The organism is Rhizobium viscosum (assembly GCF_014873945.1).
In the GTDB taxonomy this organism is placed as follows: domain Bacteria; phylum Pseudomonadota; class Alphaproteobacteria; order Rhizobiales; family Rhizobiaceae; genus Rhizobium; species Rhizobium viscosum.
Genome location: NZ_JADBEC010000001.1, coordinates 4065888 through 4081073 on the forward strand (window position 1 = coordinate 4065888; position 15186 = coordinate 4081073).

The 15186-nt window shown below is 59.4% G+C and carries 21 protein-coding genes; 8 read left to right on the plus strand and 13 right to left on the minus strand.

Translation table 11 applies throughout. The features are described from left to right. Window positions 1-107 precede the first annotated feature (107 nt). Complete coding sequence (locus tag H4W29_RS20150; RefSeq protein WP_192730492.1) at window positions 108-872, minus strand: alpha/beta hydrolase family protein; 765 nt, start codon at window positions 870-872, stop codon at window positions 108-110. A gap of 565 nt (window positions 873-1437) precedes the next feature. Here H4W29_RS20150 and H4W29_RS20155 point away from each other — a divergent pair. Both H4W29_RS20155 and H4W29_RS20160 read left to right on the plus strand, forming a co-directional pair. After that, on the plus strand, window positions 1438-1995 hold the full coding sequence (locus tag H4W29_RS20155; RefSeq protein WP_192730493.1) for an NUDIX hydrolase: 558 nt from the start codon (window positions 1438-1440) through the stop codon (window positions 1993-1995). 251 nt (window positions 1996-2246) lie between these two features. Then, complete coding sequence (locus tag H4W29_RS20160) at window positions 2247-2798, plus strand: hypothetical protein (RefSeq protein ID WP_192730494.1); 552 nt, start codon at window positions 2247-2249, stop codon at window positions 2796-2798. A gap of 417 nt (window positions 2799-3215) precedes the next feature. On the opposite strand, the gene H4W29_RS34735 is transcribed toward H4W29_RS20160, so the two are convergent. Both H4W29_RS34735 and H4W29_RS20170 read right to left on the minus strand, forming a co-directional pair. Further along, a complete protein-coding gene (locus tag H4W29_RS34735) occupies window positions 3216-3755 on the minus strand; it encodes a GNAT family N-acetyltransferase (protein ID WP_192730495.1) in 540 nt (179 codons plus the stop codon). Between the two features lie 128 nt (window positions 3756-3883). Further along, the gene (locus H4W29_RS20170; protein WP_246517263.1) at window positions 3884-4306 is read right to left on the minus strand and encodes an NUDIX domain-containing protein; all 423 of its coding nucleotides are present in this window, start codon (window positions 4304-4306) and stop codon (window positions 3884-3886) included. Window positions 4307-4423: 117 nt separating this feature from the next. Here H4W29_RS20170 and H4W29_RS20175 point away from each other — a divergent pair, with 117 nt between their 5' ends. Next, window positions 4424-4912, plus strand: a complete 489-nt coding sequence (locus H4W29_RS20175; RefSeq protein WP_192730497.1) for a GFA family protein — start codon at window positions 4424-4426, stop codon at window positions 4910-4912. A gap of 183 nt (window positions 4913-5095) precedes the next feature. On the opposite strand, the gene H4W29_RS20180 is transcribed toward H4W29_RS20175, so the two are convergent. Beyond that, a complete protein-coding gene (locus H4W29_RS20180; RefSeq protein WP_192730498.1) occupies window positions 5096-5515 on the minus strand; it encodes a GNAT family N-acetyltransferase in 420 nt (139 codons plus the stop codon). A 150-nt stretch (window positions 5516-5665) separates the two neighbouring features. Here H4W29_RS20180 and H4W29_RS20185 point away from each other — a divergent pair, with 150 nt between their 5' ends. Next, window positions 5666-6166, plus strand: coding sequence for a GNAT family N-acetyltransferase (locus H4W29_RS20185; RefSeq protein WP_192730499.1), 501 nt, complete (start codon window positions 5666-5668; stop codon window positions 6164-6166). A gap of 82 nt (window positions 6167-6248) precedes the next feature. Here H4W29_RS20185 and H4W29_RS20190 read toward each other — a convergent pair whose 3' ends face one another. Further along, entirely contained in the window at window positions 6249-6995 is a 747-nt protein-coding gene (locus tag H4W29_RS20190) for a glucose 1-dehydrogenase (protein WP_192730500.1), read from the minus strand. 107 nt (window positions 6996-7102) lie between these two features. On the opposite strand from H4W29_RS20190, the gene H4W29_RS20195 reads away from it, so the two are divergent. Continuing rightward, window positions 7103-7447 (plus strand): ArsR/SmtB family transcription factor, encoded by a 345-nt coding sequence (locus H4W29_RS20195; RefSeq protein WP_192730501.1) that lies wholly within the window; start codon window positions 7103-7105, stop codon window positions 7445-7447. Between the two features lie 59 nt (window positions 7448-7506). Here the strand turns inward: H4W29_RS20195 and H4W29_RS20200 are convergent, their stop codons facing one another. The 5 genes from H4W29_RS20200 to H4W29_RS20220 all read right to left on the minus strand — a co-directional run bounded on the left by H4W29_RS20200 (window position 7507) and on the right by H4W29_RS20220 (window position 11117). Next, on the minus strand, window positions 7507-8157 hold the full coding sequence (locus H4W29_RS20200) for a LysE family translocator (protein ID WP_192730502.1): 651 nt from the start codon (window positions 8155-8157) through the stop codon (window positions 7507-7509). Between the two features lie 112 nt (window positions 8158-8269). After that, entirely contained in the window at window positions 8270-8953 is a 684-nt protein-coding gene (locus H4W29_RS20205; protein ID WP_192730503.1) for an HAD family hydrolase, read from the minus strand. Between the two features lie 99 nt (window positions 8954-9052). Continuing rightward, on the minus strand, window positions 9053-9805 hold the full coding sequence (locus H4W29_RS20210; RefSeq protein WP_192730504.1) for an SDR family oxidoreductase: 753 nt from the start codon (window positions 9803-9805) through the stop codon (window positions 9053-9055). Window positions 9806-9899: 94 nt separating this feature from the next. Continuing rightward, window positions 9900-10304 (minus strand): cupin domain-containing protein, encoded by a 405-nt coding sequence (locus tag H4W29_RS20215; protein WP_192730505.1) that lies wholly within the window; start codon window positions 10302-10304, stop codon window positions 9900-9902. Between the two features lie 57 nt (window positions 10305-10361). Further along, entirely contained in the window at window positions 10362-11117 is a 756-nt protein-coding gene (locus H4W29_RS20220; RefSeq protein ID WP_192730506.1) for an SDR family oxidoreductase, read from the minus strand. 289 nt (window positions 11118-11406) lie between these two features. Between H4W29_RS20220 and H4W29_RS20225 the strand changes: the two genes are divergently transcribed. Beyond that, complete coding sequence (locus H4W29_RS20225; RefSeq protein WP_192730507.1) at window positions 11407-11760, plus strand: ArsR/SmtB family transcription factor; 354 nt, start codon at window positions 11407-11409, stop codon at window positions 11758-11760. Then, entirely contained in the window at window positions 11750-12241 is a 492-nt protein-coding gene (locus tag H4W29_RS20230; RefSeq protein WP_192730508.1) for an SRPBCC family protein, read from the plus strand. Before H4W29_RS20225 ends, H4W29_RS20230 begins: the two co-directional genes overlap by 11 nt. A 121-nt stretch (window positions 12242-12362) precedes the next feature. Here H4W29_RS20230 and H4W29_RS20235 read toward each other — a convergent pair whose 3' ends face one another. Continuing rightward, the gene (locus tag H4W29_RS20235; protein WP_281401378.1) at window positions 12363-12707 is read right to left on the minus strand and encodes a winged helix-turn-helix transcriptional regulator; all 345 of its coding nucleotides are present in this window, start codon (window positions 12705-12707) and stop codon (window positions 12363-12365) included. Window positions 12708-12836: 129 nt separating this feature from the next. Between H4W29_RS20235 and H4W29_RS20240 the strand changes: the two genes are divergently transcribed. Beyond that, entirely contained in the window at window positions 12837-13565 is a 729-nt protein-coding gene (locus tag H4W29_RS20240; protein ID WP_192730510.1) for an SDR family NAD(P)-dependent oxidoreductase, read from the plus strand. A 56-nt stretch (window positions 13566-13621) separates the two neighbouring features. Here the strand turns inward: H4W29_RS20240 and H4W29_RS20245 are convergent, their stop codons facing one another. Both H4W29_RS20245 and H4W29_RS20250 read right to left on the minus strand, forming a co-directional pair. After that, window positions 13622-14242, minus strand: a complete 621-nt coding sequence (locus H4W29_RS20245; RefSeq protein WP_192730511.1) for a class I SAM-dependent methyltransferase — start codon at window positions 14240-14242, stop codon at window positions 13622-13624. A gap of 185 nt (window positions 14243-14427) precedes the next feature. Further along, complete coding sequence (locus tag H4W29_RS20250) at window positions 14428-15126, minus strand: ArsR/SmtB family transcription factor (protein WP_192730512.1); 699 nt, start codon at window positions 15124-15126, stop codon at window positions 14428-14430. Window positions 15127-15186: the final 60 nt, after the last annotated feature.

A 15186-nucleotide genomic window follows, 5' to 3' on the forward strand; every position in this document is an offset into this window, starting at 1 on the left:
TGGGGCAAGGTCAGCGCCGTGCTGGCCTGGCTCCCCCGAACGCCGCTTGAATATCGCGCTTTGCGCCTTTGGTCATCACGATACGCTTGGCGGCCTGAGAACAGCGGTTACAGACTATCCATGTACTGATCGAGATGGTTCGACCACAATGCCGGCTTGAACATCAGGGCATGGCCGGCGGCCGCGGCAACGAATTTCCCCTGTCCGCCCGCCGAGCGGAACCTCTCGAAATTTCCCCGGCAGTGCTCTATCCGATAGTACTGGTCATGCGTGCCGTGCAGCCAGAGCGTCGAAATCCCGGATGACCCTCCGCGTTCGAAGAGGCGCGGGTTGACGATTTCATGATTGGCGCAACCTCGGCCGAGCCAGCCGCCGTTGAAATTGACGGCACCCCGGAAGATCGCCGGGCGCATGCCCGCATAGGCGATCGACAGGATGCCGCCGCGCGAGACGCCGGCGATGACAAGCCGGCTCTGATCCACATCGGGCCGCTCGCGCAGATGGCGCACGACAGCATCCATGTCCTCAACGGCGCGCTCGAAGCCCGCAATCGCGATTTCGACATTGCAGGAATAGCCGGAGCCGTCAGGAGCAAGTCCCTCGCCATAGTCTCCGCCCGATTTGCCTCTCCCCCGGCGTTGCGGAAAGAGGATCATCCAGCCCCGTTCGGCGAAATGGCTTGCCACGACAGCGGGGCTCGCGGTTCTCGTATAGAAGGACTTGTTGTGACCGCGCCCGGTGGAACCATGGTTGAAGACGATGGTTGGATATGGTCCTTCGTGCCGGGGCCTTGCCGCAACAATTTCAAGTCGGGCATCCGGCTCGCCGGAGGGGATGAAATATTTCTCAAGCCTGATGAGACCTGCCGCCATCTGGATTCGCGCCCGAATTTCGTTGACACAAACTCCCACAAGCCACCCGAAAACTGCAAATGAATTTCGCAAGGCCGCGACATGAAAGCGGCCATTCGATAGCCAATCCTATTGCGGGCTTACGCCCGGCGCTGTAATCTGATGACGCGCTCGCAGGCATCCCGCCTCAATCACCGCGCAGTTTCATGACAGCAAAAGTTGGTTTCGATGCACTCATGCATCAGGTCTGTGTCGGATGGGGTCACTGCGGGAGCGTGCAGGCAGGCAAATATGTGCACGTGACTGACTTCATGCCGGACTCGGGCACAGTGACCGCAACCGAGTTCGCTGAATGGGTGCTCATCGCTGAAGGCGTGGCCGACGCTCCCCTGACCTACAGAGAAAGATGGCTTTCCCGCCTGAGGGACGCCTTCGTCGAGCACATGGGAGCCGATTGTGTGGACGCGCAGCGAATGCGATGGCAATCGAAATAGACCGCTCTGACACCCCACACCGGTCAATTCGAATTTACGAGTTCACGGCCTAATCTTTGGGATCGGCGAGTTCGAAACGGGAGAATTTTCGAATGGAAGACGACGGCTGGACGGTGATCAAATCCACGGCGATCCTGCAGGATCGGTGGCTGAATTTGCGGGCCGACGACTGCCTGACGTCAGGCGGCGTGAGGATTTCTCCCTATTACGTGCTGTCCTATCCCGACTGGATCAATATCGTTGCGATCACCACCGACGATCGCCTCCTGCTCGTTCGCCAGTATCGGCACGCAGCGGGCAGGTTCTTCCTTGAAATACCGGGAGGCGGCCTTGACGAGCAGGATATCGACAGTGAAAAGGCAGCCCGCCGCGAACTGGAGGAGGAAACCGGCTACATTGCCCAGAACTGGCAACTGATAAGCACGCTTTACCCGAACCCGGCCTCTCACACGAACCGTCTTCACACCTTTCTCGCAACCGGCGCCGAGCCCAGATATCAGCAACGGCTCGATGCCGGCGAGGAGGGCCTGACCGTTCATGCCCTTCCGATACCTGACGTGCTGGACGGATTGCAGGCCGGCCTGATCGGGCAGGCCCTTCATGTCTCGTCGATCCTGCTGGCGCTGCGGGTTGCCGGACGGCTGGGGTAACAGCCGAGGCGCTGGCGCGACATGGCAAGGCCGGAGACATGTCCAGACAGAGACCCATTGGATGAAGGCGGAACTCATCCCAAACCGCTTGGCTGAAATCTAACGACGGCTTCTGGCGCAGAGTTGCCTGCCATCAAATCGAAAGTCTACCCGACAACGTGCGAGTGGCACACCGCTTCGTTGCACTTCATTCTAGCTTTGCATCAGAGTCATCTGAGTACATGATGAGGCCGTCAAGATAGGGGCGATTCATGAAGTGCATCTCTGAACTTTTGATGGGATTGGCGGGAGCGACATTGGTCGTCACTAGCGCAGTTCAACAGGCGGAAGCTAACAGTGACAATGGCCAAGACCAATCTTGTGAAATCGTCAACGTTGCATACGCGGCAACCATGAACGCTGCCCGGTCGAGCGTCACGACTTATGCCGAGCAGGACGATGGATCTTTGGTGTTTATTGCCGATTTGCGAACCCAATCAGGTACTAATTATCTGAAAGATTTAACGCGAAAGCAATGGATCCGTTACCCGCAGACAAAGTGGGTTCCAGCGGACCGATTTGGTCCAAAAATAACTGACTGTGTATTTAAGGGTGATGAAAGTCACCTGGGTCTCGCAGCAAAGCACTATTCAGCTATCCGTCATGAGCTGCCGCAGGTCTCTAAAGTGGATTTTTGGATTACGCGTAACGATGCACGAATTGTAAAAATGCGAATTGGGCCGTGGGGAGTCAAGCTTAAGTCCGGACTAGGATTAATTGAAATCCGGAAGTTCGATGATGAGGCATTGCCCCCTCCGCTTTGATCCGCAGCCGCAACAGACTTGCGCTTCCATTCGAACGGTATGTCCGATGCTTTTGTCGAAATCCTGAAGCGGAATTACATGCGCATATCAGTTCCACAGGACACTGAAACAGCGCTCCAATCGCGCCGACGTCCAGTTTCCGTGAAAACCTTAAACCGCTGCGCCGGCACGTCTGAACTGGTGCTATGTGTAAATCATGTAATCGTCATATGTCGAAGACCCGTTCGGCAACAACATCAACAATCACACGCTGATCCGGAAGGTGGGGCCATAACACCGCTTACAACGACCCACTTGGCTGATGTTGCTCAGGCTCCGGTCCCTTCGCCGCAGAGCCAGATTGAGGGTCTCCTGCCGTGGCATTATCCCTCGGAGTGATAGGTACCTAAAGGCTTCTCTCGGTAAGCGGTGCTCCTCTCACACACTGACGGAAGGTGGCCGTACATATCGCTGGCGAACTAAATCATCCACTTGCCAGACTTCCATCGGTGCGAAGCCGCAGCTCTCGTAGAGGCGATTGGCTGCATCCGCTCCGACGCTTCCCTCCACGAAGGTGTCCACATAGATGGAGGAATTGGCAGGGATGAAGGAAATAGCCGTCTGCACCAGCATCCTGCCAACACCAAGCCTTCTATGCTCGGACGAGACTGCCAGCCATCGTATCCAGTGCTCTCGACCTGTGCCACCGATCAAGACACCGCCTGCCAAGGTCGTTTTGTGTGCGCTCATCCGGGCGCAATATGCCTGTTTCTGCGCAATCTTGCGTCCGAGAATTGCTTCGAAGTCGGGCATCGGACCGAATAGCGGAATCACCTGCTCAGCCAGCAGCATCCAGGGGGCGATGTCATTATGCTCAGCTAAAGTAATCTGAATCTGCATGTGCGCCCACTGCTTTTCAATCTCTACCTTGCTGTAACTGACGGATGTTAACGACGGCTTCTGGTCGTAGGTGGCCACCCATTGGGAACGCGAGGAAGGCAAAACAGGACCGGATTATATCCAATCGCCGCCCCGACAACCGGATCGACACCAAGGGTTCCAAAGCCGATCAAGACGCAGCGCCTACGGACCACACTGCTTGTCCGCTACGAAAACAGCGCCGAAACAGGGTAGGGCAAGGCGAGCGGGGGCATGGCGTCTCGTGAAAAATATCCGAGCGACCTTGTCTCTGTATCTGTCCACGCGCCTCGATCTTCAAGGACCCGGCATTTGAACAAGGTGACGACACACTCGACCGGATCACCGTTGGGATAGGTGTACCGAAAATCTTTCCCTCCGAAGACGCCAAGGATGTCCGTTGGGGTGACGGCAAGGCCAGTCTCCTCCATCACCTCTCGGATGATTGCCTCCTGCGGCGTCTCGCCCGGCTCGATTGCGCCTGCAGGCAAACTCCATCCTTCCCCTGAAGCCTTTTCCTGCAAAAGCAGATTACCAGCGTGATCATGGATGACGGCGGCAACAGAAGGCACCAGGAGCAAGCGCTTGCCGATCAGGGCGCGAAGCTCCATCACATATGATGGCATTAAGATGCTCTCCGTTCATTCGGCGGTCCGGTGAAAATATGTGACAAGAGTCGATGTGCGTGGCTATCTATGTGCAAATCTTCAGATCGCCGAGGTGGGACCATGGACGATGTTGAACTTACCGGCGGATGTCAGTGCGGTGCAATACGGTACACACTTGGCCAAAGGCCGCAGAACGTCCACGTTTGCCATTGTCGGATGTGCCAGAAGGCGGTGGGCGGACCATTTGCGATCATTTGCCCGGTTTTGAAGCCAGCATTTCATGTCACTCGCGGCGAGATCAGCTATTTCAGGAGTTCCGACGTTGGCCGACGCGGGTTCTGTTCTGCATGTGGTACGCCGCTGATCTTCGATTATCCGGATGCCGATGACATCGGCATTCTCGCGGGGACTTTAGATGATCCGAACCAGGCTCCCCCCGAAAACCAATACGGCAACGAGAGCCGCGTTTCGTGGTACGCCGGTCTGAAAGACGTTCCCGGTGATCATCCCACCTATGCTGGAAATCCGGAGATGCGATTGCGGATCAGCAGCACGAACCACCAGCATCCAGATCACGACACCGAAAGCTGGCCGCCGGTTGAAGGGTAGACGGCCGCCAGGTGCCGAACCCTGCGCCGGACGGCATCGGCGATCGCCGGGTTTTCGCCTTGGACCTGATGTCGGCTTCAATGCTTTTCTACAAGGCGTCAAGTGCTCCGGGCAAAGTTGCCGCAGCCATTGATTGCCATCATCAATGCATGCCGTATCCAGGCCCGCAGCGGACTTTGGAGGCTAAAGCAGTTTTCGCAGAAAGGTTCTCTGATGTGTATCGGGGGGATATCGTTCCAACGTGCCGAACACGGAGTATCCTTGCTTTTTATAGAAGCCCGGCGCCTGAAAGCTGAATGTGTCAAGCCAAATCCCGACGCAGCCTTGTTCTCTAGCCCATTGCTCTGCCTGAGCCAGAAGCTTCGCCCCCAGTTGCTGCCCCCGCATAACTTCAGGCACAAAAAGCAGCTCGACGAAGACCCAGCCATAGTAGTACTTCGCCCATAGACCACCTTGAACTCGGCCCTCGTCATCCCGCAGCAAAATTGCAAGCGGCTTGTAACCATCCGGTCCCGTCTTCGATTCATTAAAGGCGAGCAGGGGATCTGCGATTGCCTTGCGGTCATCCTCGGTAGGGTCGAGTTTCACTTCTAAAACAGGCATTTCGTCTCTCCGTTCAGCCCTTCCACCTATGTTGCCGATGTAACAGATACGTGATTTTGTCGCCATCTCGAAAGACCGCTAATGGCTCGATAGCTGCGGTCGAGTCTCGGCGGCAGCTATCGATCGGCAATTGTTGAGTCCCCCACATCCATGGTTCGTCTTCTCGTCACCTATATGGAACAGCTCGCGCCGCCGGATGGCGCCGCGTTGTCGTCTCCGCTTGCGGGTGCGGGCATCGCGGAAGAGCGTCCCGATGCGGACGATTATCTCAGCCTCTATCGATCGGTAGGCATGCCCCTGCAATGGGACGAGCGTCTGCGGATGACAAGGGAAGAGCTTCTGGCGTTTCTGGCCAGCAGTTCCACAGCGCTCTACATTTTGCGGCACGGCGGACGATCGGTCGGGCTGTGCGAATTTGTGGGCGTCGGCGAAAGAGAGGTGGAGCTGAAGCACTTCGGCCTGGTCCCCGATGCCCAGGGCCGTCGTCTCGGACCCTATCTGTTGGATTGGTCGCTGCGGGCGATATGGAGCCATCGGCCGGAGCGCGTGTGGCTCCACACGGACACCTGGGATCACCCGAAAGCCAAAGCCACCTATGAGCGCATCGGTTTCAAGGCCTATGCCGAAGTCTGGGAACAGTTTCCGGACTGATCTCGTGCCTGATGCCATCGCAGGCAGCGGCAACGGGGCAGGGTGCGTGCCCTTGAAGGGCACGCACAGGATCAATCGACGATCAGTGAAAACCGCCGGCGGCAGTCAGGCGCTCGCCGGTGAGCCAGCCGGCATCGTCGGAAGCGAGGAAGACCGCGATGCTGGCGATGTCGTCGGGCTGGCCAATGCGGCCAAGCGGGGTCTGGGCCACTGCGTTGCTCTCGAAATCGGAGCCCATGACGCCTGCTGTATGCGTGCCTTCGGTCTCGACGATGCCGGGGAGGATGGCGTTGACGCGGATCTTGCGCGGACCGAGTTCCTTGGCAAGCACGCTGTTGATGGCGTCCACCGCTCCCTTGGTGCCGGTATAGACGGCGGAGGCGGGCGGGGCGAAGGTGGTCACTACGGACGAAATGTTGATGATGCTGCCGCCCTCGCCAATGTGCTTTACGGCTGCCTGGGTGGTCAGCAGAAGGCCGAGAACGTTCACGTTGAACTGGCGGTGATAGTGTTCCTCGGTGATCTCTTCGATCGCACCGAACTCGTAGACGCCGGAATTGTTGACCAGCACGTCGAGGCGGCCGAATTCCTTGATCGTGGCGTCGACCAATCCCTTGACCTGTTCCGCCTTCGAAACATCACCCTGTACCGCGATGGCCTTGCCGCCGGCGGCCGTGATCTTCTCGACGACGGCATCTGCTCCGGCCTTGCTCGAGGCGTAGTTGACCACCACCTTTGCACCTTCTGCGGCGAGTGCCTTGGCAATAGCGGCGCCGATGCCCTTGGAGGCTCCCGTCACGAGGGCGACTTTTCCAGCAAGCTTAGACATGTTCTTTCCTTTCGACCCGGAGTGCCGTCGGGAGTGGCGGCTTCGTTCCGTAGTTCAGAAATTCGGAACTGTTGATCGAGATATCAAGTGGCCCTATATAAAAATTCATGAGACCGCTCTTTCACCCAGCCATCGAGGATTTGAAGCCGGAGGCGATCCTTTATGCGCTCTCCGATCCCGAGCGTGTGGCGATCTTCGCGCAGATCGCGGGCCTCGGCTCCAGCGGCACTTGCGCCGCGCTTTCCAATCTCGGCGGGCGCGTCATCCCCAAATCGTCGCTGTCGCAGCATATGAAGGTGCTGCGCGAGGCCGGGCTTATCCGTGGCGAACGTCAGGGCGTGGAGATGCGCAACCATTCGCGCTGCCAGGAAGTGGACAGCCGCTTCCCCGGTCTCATTGCGGCCATCCTGAGCGCCTACGGACGGCCACCGGCAGCAACGAACGCAGGCTGATCACCCGATGACATCGCTGTCAGGCCGTCGCAAGCGACTTTTGAGGCAAGCCAGACGGTCTATTTTTTCTGATTGCCGGCAAAAGCGGCCGTCAAGCCAAGGCCGATGTAGACGAAACCGCTAACCCAGCGTTCAGCCTTGAGATAGACGGGACTGCGCTTTAGCCAGTTGCCGGCCGTGCCGGCAGCAAGGGCATAGGAGCCATCCGTCAGAACGCCGATCGCCGTGTAGAGAATCCCGAGAAAAGCGACCTGCATCGCCACATGGCCACGGTCGAGCTCAACGAACTGCGGCAGGAAAGCCAGAAAGAACAGCGCCGTCTTCGGATTGAGGAGGTTGACTATGAAGCCCTCACGAAAGATGCGCATAGGGCTGCGCGTCGGCAAACCGCCCTCGACGTCGGGAATGCCAGACGGGCCTAGGAGCTTCTTGAGGCCAAGCCAGATCAGGTAGGCCGCGCCGGCATATTTCACGACGCTGAAGGCGAGCGCAGACGATGCCAGGAGCGCCGACAGTCCCACAGCGGCGGCGACGACATGAACAAGCGTGGCCGTGTGGATGCCAAGGATGGAAACGAGGCCGGCGGAACGGCCCTGCTCGACCGAGCGCGCGAAGATGTAAAGGACTGCGGGTCCCGGTACGAGAAGCAGCACGAGCGTGGCGCTGACGAACAGGCCGAGATTGGCTGCACTGGGAATTGCCAAATCCATGATTGTCTTGCTCCGTTTGCTATTACGGTAGCGATAACATCGGACTGCATCCAAGGCGAGATAAAGCTGCGGTCTTGGCTCCGCGCTTGTGAGCCTACGACCAGGAAAGGCTCTAGCCGACGAGGTCAGCCAAACTGTTCGAGATCAATTCCCGTACAGCGTGAAGGTCGGTCGCTATGCATTCGCACAGGCCGGAAATATCTCGACCGGGCTGAACGAGGTCCGGTACCATGATGGTCATAGCCCTCGCACTTGACGCAGAGAGAACCCCATTGCGGGAGTCTTCAAGTGCAACGCAATCACCAATGGGCAAGCCTAATCGCTCGGCGGCCAGCAGATATGGGGCGGGATGCGGTTTTCCTGCGATATAATCGCCATACGCAATGATGGTTTCAAAACGACCTTGCAGGCCGGCTACGGAGAGGTGTGCCTCTACCAGAGCCCGATCTGAAGAGGTGACGATGGCCGAACGTATCTGTTCTGTTTCGAGGAGAGAGAGAATTTCCGGCAAGCCTGGTTTCGTTCGCAAATCCGTTTGAGCCATCTGTTCAAACAGCTCCGAAGCATGCCTCCAAAAATCCTCCAGAGGAGCGTCCTTTCCGAACTGTGCCAACAGAAGTTCGCGAACGGCGGGAGCCGGTAAACCAATTGTTTCAAGATAGACGGATTGAGGCAATTGAAACCCGGCGTGCCGCGCAGCCGCTATCGTCGCATCGCGATACAGAGTTTCGGTGTCGAAAATCACCCCGTCCATGTCGAACAGGACGGCTTGGGGGATACGGGGCAGGCGCTTCATCTATCGACCTGACAAGAGCGAGGTTTCCTTGGCCGCATCCGTATTGGCACGACGGCCGTGAAAACACAAAGCGATGTCAGCTTCGGGCGAGGGTTGACCCTAATCGGCCATGGACCGGTTCAGCCAGTCGGCGAACCTGACAGGACCAACATGGGCGGGGTGACGCGGCAGCAATGTGTCGTCGTTGAGCTCGACGCCGTAGTAGCGCGCGGTCTCGTCGGTGATCACCTCGCGCGTGTCTTCGTTGACTGCGACAAGCATGCGGGCGATTTCATCGAGGGCGAACTGCTCTGGCCCGGCTATTTCCACCGTGTCGTTCACCGGGGCGGCCAGAGCCAGAAGGGTGAGCACATCAGCGACGTCGTCGGCAGCGATGGGCCGCATGGAGGCGGAAGGAAGGCGGATATCGTTGCCATCAGCCGCCATGTCGATCACGCCGCTGATGAACTCGAAGAATTGCGTCGAGTGGACGATCGTATAGGGCCGACGCGCCGCCCTGATCAGGTTCTCCTGCACCATCTTGGCGCGGAAATAGTCGCTCTCGACAAGGCGAGGGGTCCCGACGACAGACAGGGCGAGATAGTGGCCGACCCCCGCATCCGCAGAGGCGGCCAGCAGATTTCGGGTGGATGTCCTGAAGAACTCCAATGCGGAGTCGTCTCCGAAGGAGGCCGCGTTTGTGACGTCGATGACGGCGTCCGCTCCCGTGAGCGAGGTTCTCAGGCCTTCCCTCGTCACGCTGTTCACCCCGAAAGTGGGGGAGGCCAGGACGACTTCGGCGCCTGCCTGCCTGAGGCTTTCAACGAGGCGCGTTCCGATGCGCCCGCTCGCTCCCATGACCGTTACTTTCATCGATCCGCTCCATGTTTTCGCCCCCAGCCTCAATCGCTACGATCAAAAGCTGCGACGATGCCGGCACTGGTTCGGCCGGCATCGCAAGCTGATGTCATTTTACCGGCATCACCACCGGAGCGCCCTTTTTCTTGACCAGCACGACGATGAACTTCGCCGGTTTCGTCTTGCTCGCGTTGCGGCTGATCAGGTGAATGTCGGAAGGGCTCTCGTAGAACGTATACCCTGGATGGAGGGTCACTTCCTTTTCCCCTTTGACCTGCATCACGATCGAGCCCTCCAGTACGTAGACGAACGCGTCCGCCTCGTGCTTGTGAATGGGCGAGGAGCCTCCCGGCCCGTAATCGACCGAAATCATGAGCCCCTCCTTGCCCGGATAGTCCGGAAGGTCCTTGCTCATGAGCGATGTTACTTTTGCGGTGTCGTCGGCGGCGGCAGCCAGGGTGCCAAAGAGACAGATCCCGGCTGACACCAGCAATGTGGATAGGGCAGAATTCATTGTCGTAACCCTCTTCGTTGCCGTGTGAAAATGCGTTGGGGGGCTGGGAGCCTTGGGCTAGCCGGGCTGCCCGGACCGGCGAAACCAGTCTGCAAAGCCGATCCTGCCGAGCCTCGCGCCCGCGTCGGGCACGAGCGAGCGGTCGTCGAGCTCCGACCCGAAATAGCGCGCGTGGACATCCGCCTCGACCGTGCGCGGATCATGGATCGCCTTCAGGTAACGGCCGATGATCTCGTTCATGGGGAAGCGCTCCGGACCTGCAATTTCGATCATCCCGTTGACCGGCTTTGCGAGGGCAACGTCCGCCACGATGTCGGCGACGTCGTCGGACGCTATCGGCTGGAAGGCGGCAGGAGAGAGCCGCGCGACAGCGCCGACGGTCGCTTCATCGGCGATGCCCTTCAGGAACTCCATGAACTGGGTCGAATGAATGATCGTGTACGGGATGGACGATCCCTTGATGAGCCTCTCCTGGGCGAGCTTCGCCCGGAAATAACCATTCTGCGGCAGCCGTTCCGATCCGACGATGGAGAGGGCGATGTGGTGCTTTACGCCGGCGTCGCGTTCTGCGGCGAGCAGGTTGCGACCGGACGTTTCGAAGAAGTCCAGCACCGCCTGGTCTTCCCAGGACGGCGAGTTTGAGAGATCGACGACCACGTCGGCCCCGGCCAGCGCGCTCGCCAGTCCTTCCCCGGTGATGGTGTTGACGCCGGTTTTCGGGGATGCGGCCAGCACCTCGTGGCCCTTGTCGCGCAGACGCGCTGCGGTCTTCGATCCGATGAGGCCGGTGCCTCCGATAAGGACGATTTTCATAATGGATTCTCCTCCCGCGGCCCTCTTGGGCCGGAGTTCCAGGTTACGATCGCGAAAACCGACACAGCCGCGAGAAATTCCATGCTTGGATTAAGTGAAACACATCGACTGTCGTCGCCACGGTCGGCTTCGGCCGAGGGGCGGTCTCGCATCGCGGGGGTATATTGTTCCCATATGAGATCGGGGGCAACCATAATTGGCCAGGTGCAGAGGCGTTCGATCGAGCAAGATCGCTGCAGCGCTCGGTCCCCTTGCTTGTCGCTCATCCCTGCGCTATATACTGAACCATATGGTTCAGTATTTGAAAGCCCGCCTCGATGCCTCGTTTGCCGCGCTCTCGGACGCCACGCGACGCGGTGTTCTGGAGCAGCTCGGACGTGCGGATGCTTCGATCACGGACCTTGCCGAGAAGTTCCACATGACGTTGACGGGCATGAAGAAGCACGTCGGCGTCCTGGAACAGGCGGGGCTCGTTACCACGGAGAAGGTCGGGCGCGTGCGCACCTGCAAGCTCGGCTTGCGCCGGCTGGAGGACGAGGCGGCATGGATCGAGAGCTATCGCCAGCTTTGGGACGCACGCTTCGACGAATTGGACAAGCTTGTCGAGGAACTGAAACGGAAGGAGAAGGACGATGGAGAGTAAGCCTACCCCCATGAAGAACCCCACGACGGTGGAACGGACGTCCGAGCGTGAGCTCGTCGTTGTCAGAACTTTCAACGGCCCGGCACATATCGTGTTTGCGGCGTGGACCAAGCCCGAGCTGTTCATGCGGTGGTGGGCGCCGAAGTCGATCGGCGTGCCCCTGCTTTCCTGCGACATGGATGTTCGCGTCGGAGGTGGCTACCGTGTTGCGTTTGGCCACGATGCCTCGAGCGCCATGGAATTCTTCGGCAAATATCTCGAAGTGATACCGAACTCGCGCCTGGTCTGGACGAATGAGGAAAGTGCTGACGCTGCCATCACCACGGTGACCTTCGAGGAGAAAAACGGCAAGACGCTGCTGGTGCTGCACGAACTCTATCCCTCGAAGGAAGCGTTCGACGCCAATTCCGGGGCGGAGGGCGGGCTGCCCGAGCAGTTCGAGCAACTGGACGAGCTTCTCGTCGAGATGGGTGCGGGTTGACGTCGCCCGCTATTGTCCGAAGCGCCCGGCAATACGAAGCGCCAGGAGGGTGGACGAGCCTGCCCGATCGGGCAGGCCCTCCTCGTCGGCATCGAGGCGCTGTTCATATCCGCGCTCGGCGCTAGTCCACCGATCTGTTGGACGCCTTCGAACGGTTGCGCTCGACCTCGGCGATATTCTCCAAAACCCACACGGTCAGCTGTGTGAGAGGTTCGGCGAGGGACCTGCCAAGGGTGGTCAGGCTATATTCCACCTGCGGAGGAATCGTTGGGTAGACCTTCCTGGAAACGAGGCCGTCATTCTCCAGGGCGCGTAGCGTCCGCGTCAGCATCTGCTGGCTGATCCCCCCGATGATCCTGCGCAGCTCGTTGAACCGCTTCGGGCCGTCGAGCAGCATCGTAATCGTCATGATCGTCCACTTGTCCCCGATGCGGCCGAGCATCTGGCTGATGGGGCGGCAATCCATGCTTGTTCCGGGTTGTTGCGGCGGGGTGGGTAAATCCATGTGACCAGGCCCTAAAATTATGCGTTCTTGTGCAGTGGCCAGTCTAACACGCATATCTAGTCACGAAAACATACTGCCATAGGAGATGTTATGACTGACCAGAAAACAATCGCAATTTTTGGCGCCGGGTCCGGGCTTGGCGCGTCCGTCGCAAGGCTTTACGGCAAGGCCGGGTTCCGGATCGCTCTCGTTGCCCGCAATACTCAGTCCCTCGATGAGAGGGTCGCCGAGCTATCGGCGCAGGGTGTGGATGCGACAGCCTTTCCCGCCGACCTTAGCGAGATCGACGCAATCCCGGCTCTGGTCCGCGAGATCGAAGAGAAGTCGGGTTCCATTCATACCGCAATTTTTGCGCCGGTCGGCAACTTCCGCATGTTGCCAGCGGTCGATCTGACAGCCGCTTTACTCAAAGAACTCGTCAACATCCTGACGCTTGCTCCGGTTGAGGTCGTTCGGGCCGTGTTGCCGGCTATGCTTGCCCGCGGCGACGGAGCGATCATCATCGCGGACGGTCTTTCGGCGGTAACGCCGATAGCGGGATTGAGCGGCCCTGGTCCTGCCTTTGCCGCCACGCGCAACTATATTCTGGGTCTTCACGAAGAGATCAGGGATCGCGGCGTATTCGCCGGAATGCTCCACATCGGGGCGATGATCGACAACTCCACGGGCCTTCGCGTGGCAGCTGCCAACGGTCTGCCCATCAACAATCCGCGTTTTGCAACGATCGATCCTGACGTCCTTGCCGAGGAAATCTGGTCGCTTGCAACCGAGCGGTCCCGTGCGGAAGAGATCCTGCCTGCCAGGCATCACCCGCATTGAGCAAGCCGCGCCGCCTGAGCCGGGCGCAAAACTGCTGCACAGTGTTCGGACCGGCTTCAAGTCTTCGTGGCGGTGACCAGGACGGGAGAGGTCCGTTCGGCCGCCGCGTCGATCATCTCGACCCGGAACCCCGCATCGTCAAACGCGGTCCTGATCTCGTCCAGCGCCGGGAAGCGGTAAACCTCCGCTGGAAAGGCGCCGACCGACTGGCTGGCTTTTGTTCGAAACAACAGGGCCAGCCGGCCTTCCGGCTTGAGGACGCGGCCAATCTCGGAAAGCGGGCGCAGGAGGGCAGGCCAGAAATAGAGGACATGGACGCACAGCACCTTGTCGAAAGAAGCGTCGGGAAATGGCAGGTCATCGGCTGAGGCCGTGACCACCTTGACCCTGCCCGACGCGATGAGCGCTGCGGCGTGGCGTGCCGCCATTTCGGTCATGACATCGGACGGATCGGCCCCGACCACCGTGCCCTTCGGCGCCAGCGCCGCGAGTTCGGTCAGGCTTCGCCCATGTCCGCAGCCGACGTCGAGCACATGGTCGCCGGGTTCCAGCGCGAGCGCATCGATTGCCCGCCGATTGTCGCCCTTTGTCTCGTGGGACATGATGAAAGCGATGAGCCTGCCAAGAGGCCCGGTCGCGTTCCGGGCCTGTTCGGCGATGAAGCGAGGCCTTCTCATGCTCGTCCCCCTGCATTCTCTCCCTTCAGCTCAGCCTATCACAGACTGCGGGAGCGCAGAACGGCCGCCGCATCGGCTATCGTCAGGTACGCCCTCGCGTCTGCGATGCCTTGCAAGGCCCGTTCAAAACACGTCCTGAGCGTCTGTCGATTTCCGGCAGATGATGCCGGGGAAACAGGAGATCGTCATGCTGTCCTCGTTCCGGCTCGGTTGGACTCGTCAGCTCGGTTGGATTCGATTGGCAAGCCGGCCGCCTTCCATTGCGGAAAGCCGTCCTCCAGCCGATGAACGCTGAAGCCTTCGCGCCGCAGCATCGCCTCGGCCTCGAAGGAGAACACACAGTATGGACCCCGGCAGTAGGCGACGATCTCCCGGTCCTTCGGCAATTCTGCCAGCCGCTCCGAAAGCTGCCCGATCGGCATGTTGCGCGCGCCGGGAACGTGGCCGAGCAAGAACTCGTCTTCCGGCCGCACGTCGAGCACGATCACGGTGCCGTCCTTGAGCTTGGAAAGGAGCTCTTCCCGTGTCACGGCGTCCAGCGTGTCGGGCGAGTGGAAGTAGTCGGAGACGATGTGCCGAATTTCGGCGTCGTTCCGCTCACCGACGATGGCTATCGCGCCAAGCAGTCCGACCACCTCGGCTTCGCCCGAGAGATTGTAGAAGACGTTCCTTTCGCGCCGCTGGGCGATGACCAGGCGGGCCTGCCGAAGAACTTTCAAGTGCCGCGAGGTGTTGGCGAAGGTCAGCTCGGTCAGAGCGGCCAACTCCTCGACGGTTCGGGTTCCCTGGGCGAGATGCTCCAGCAGTTCGATGCGGTGAGGATGGGCGAGGCCCTGGGCGATCTCGGCGAGGCGGGCGAATACCGCCCTCTTGGCACTTGACAAGTTTCGACTCCGGTTCAATCATTCGCGAAATTCATTGAATGAGAATTAACACGACAAAGG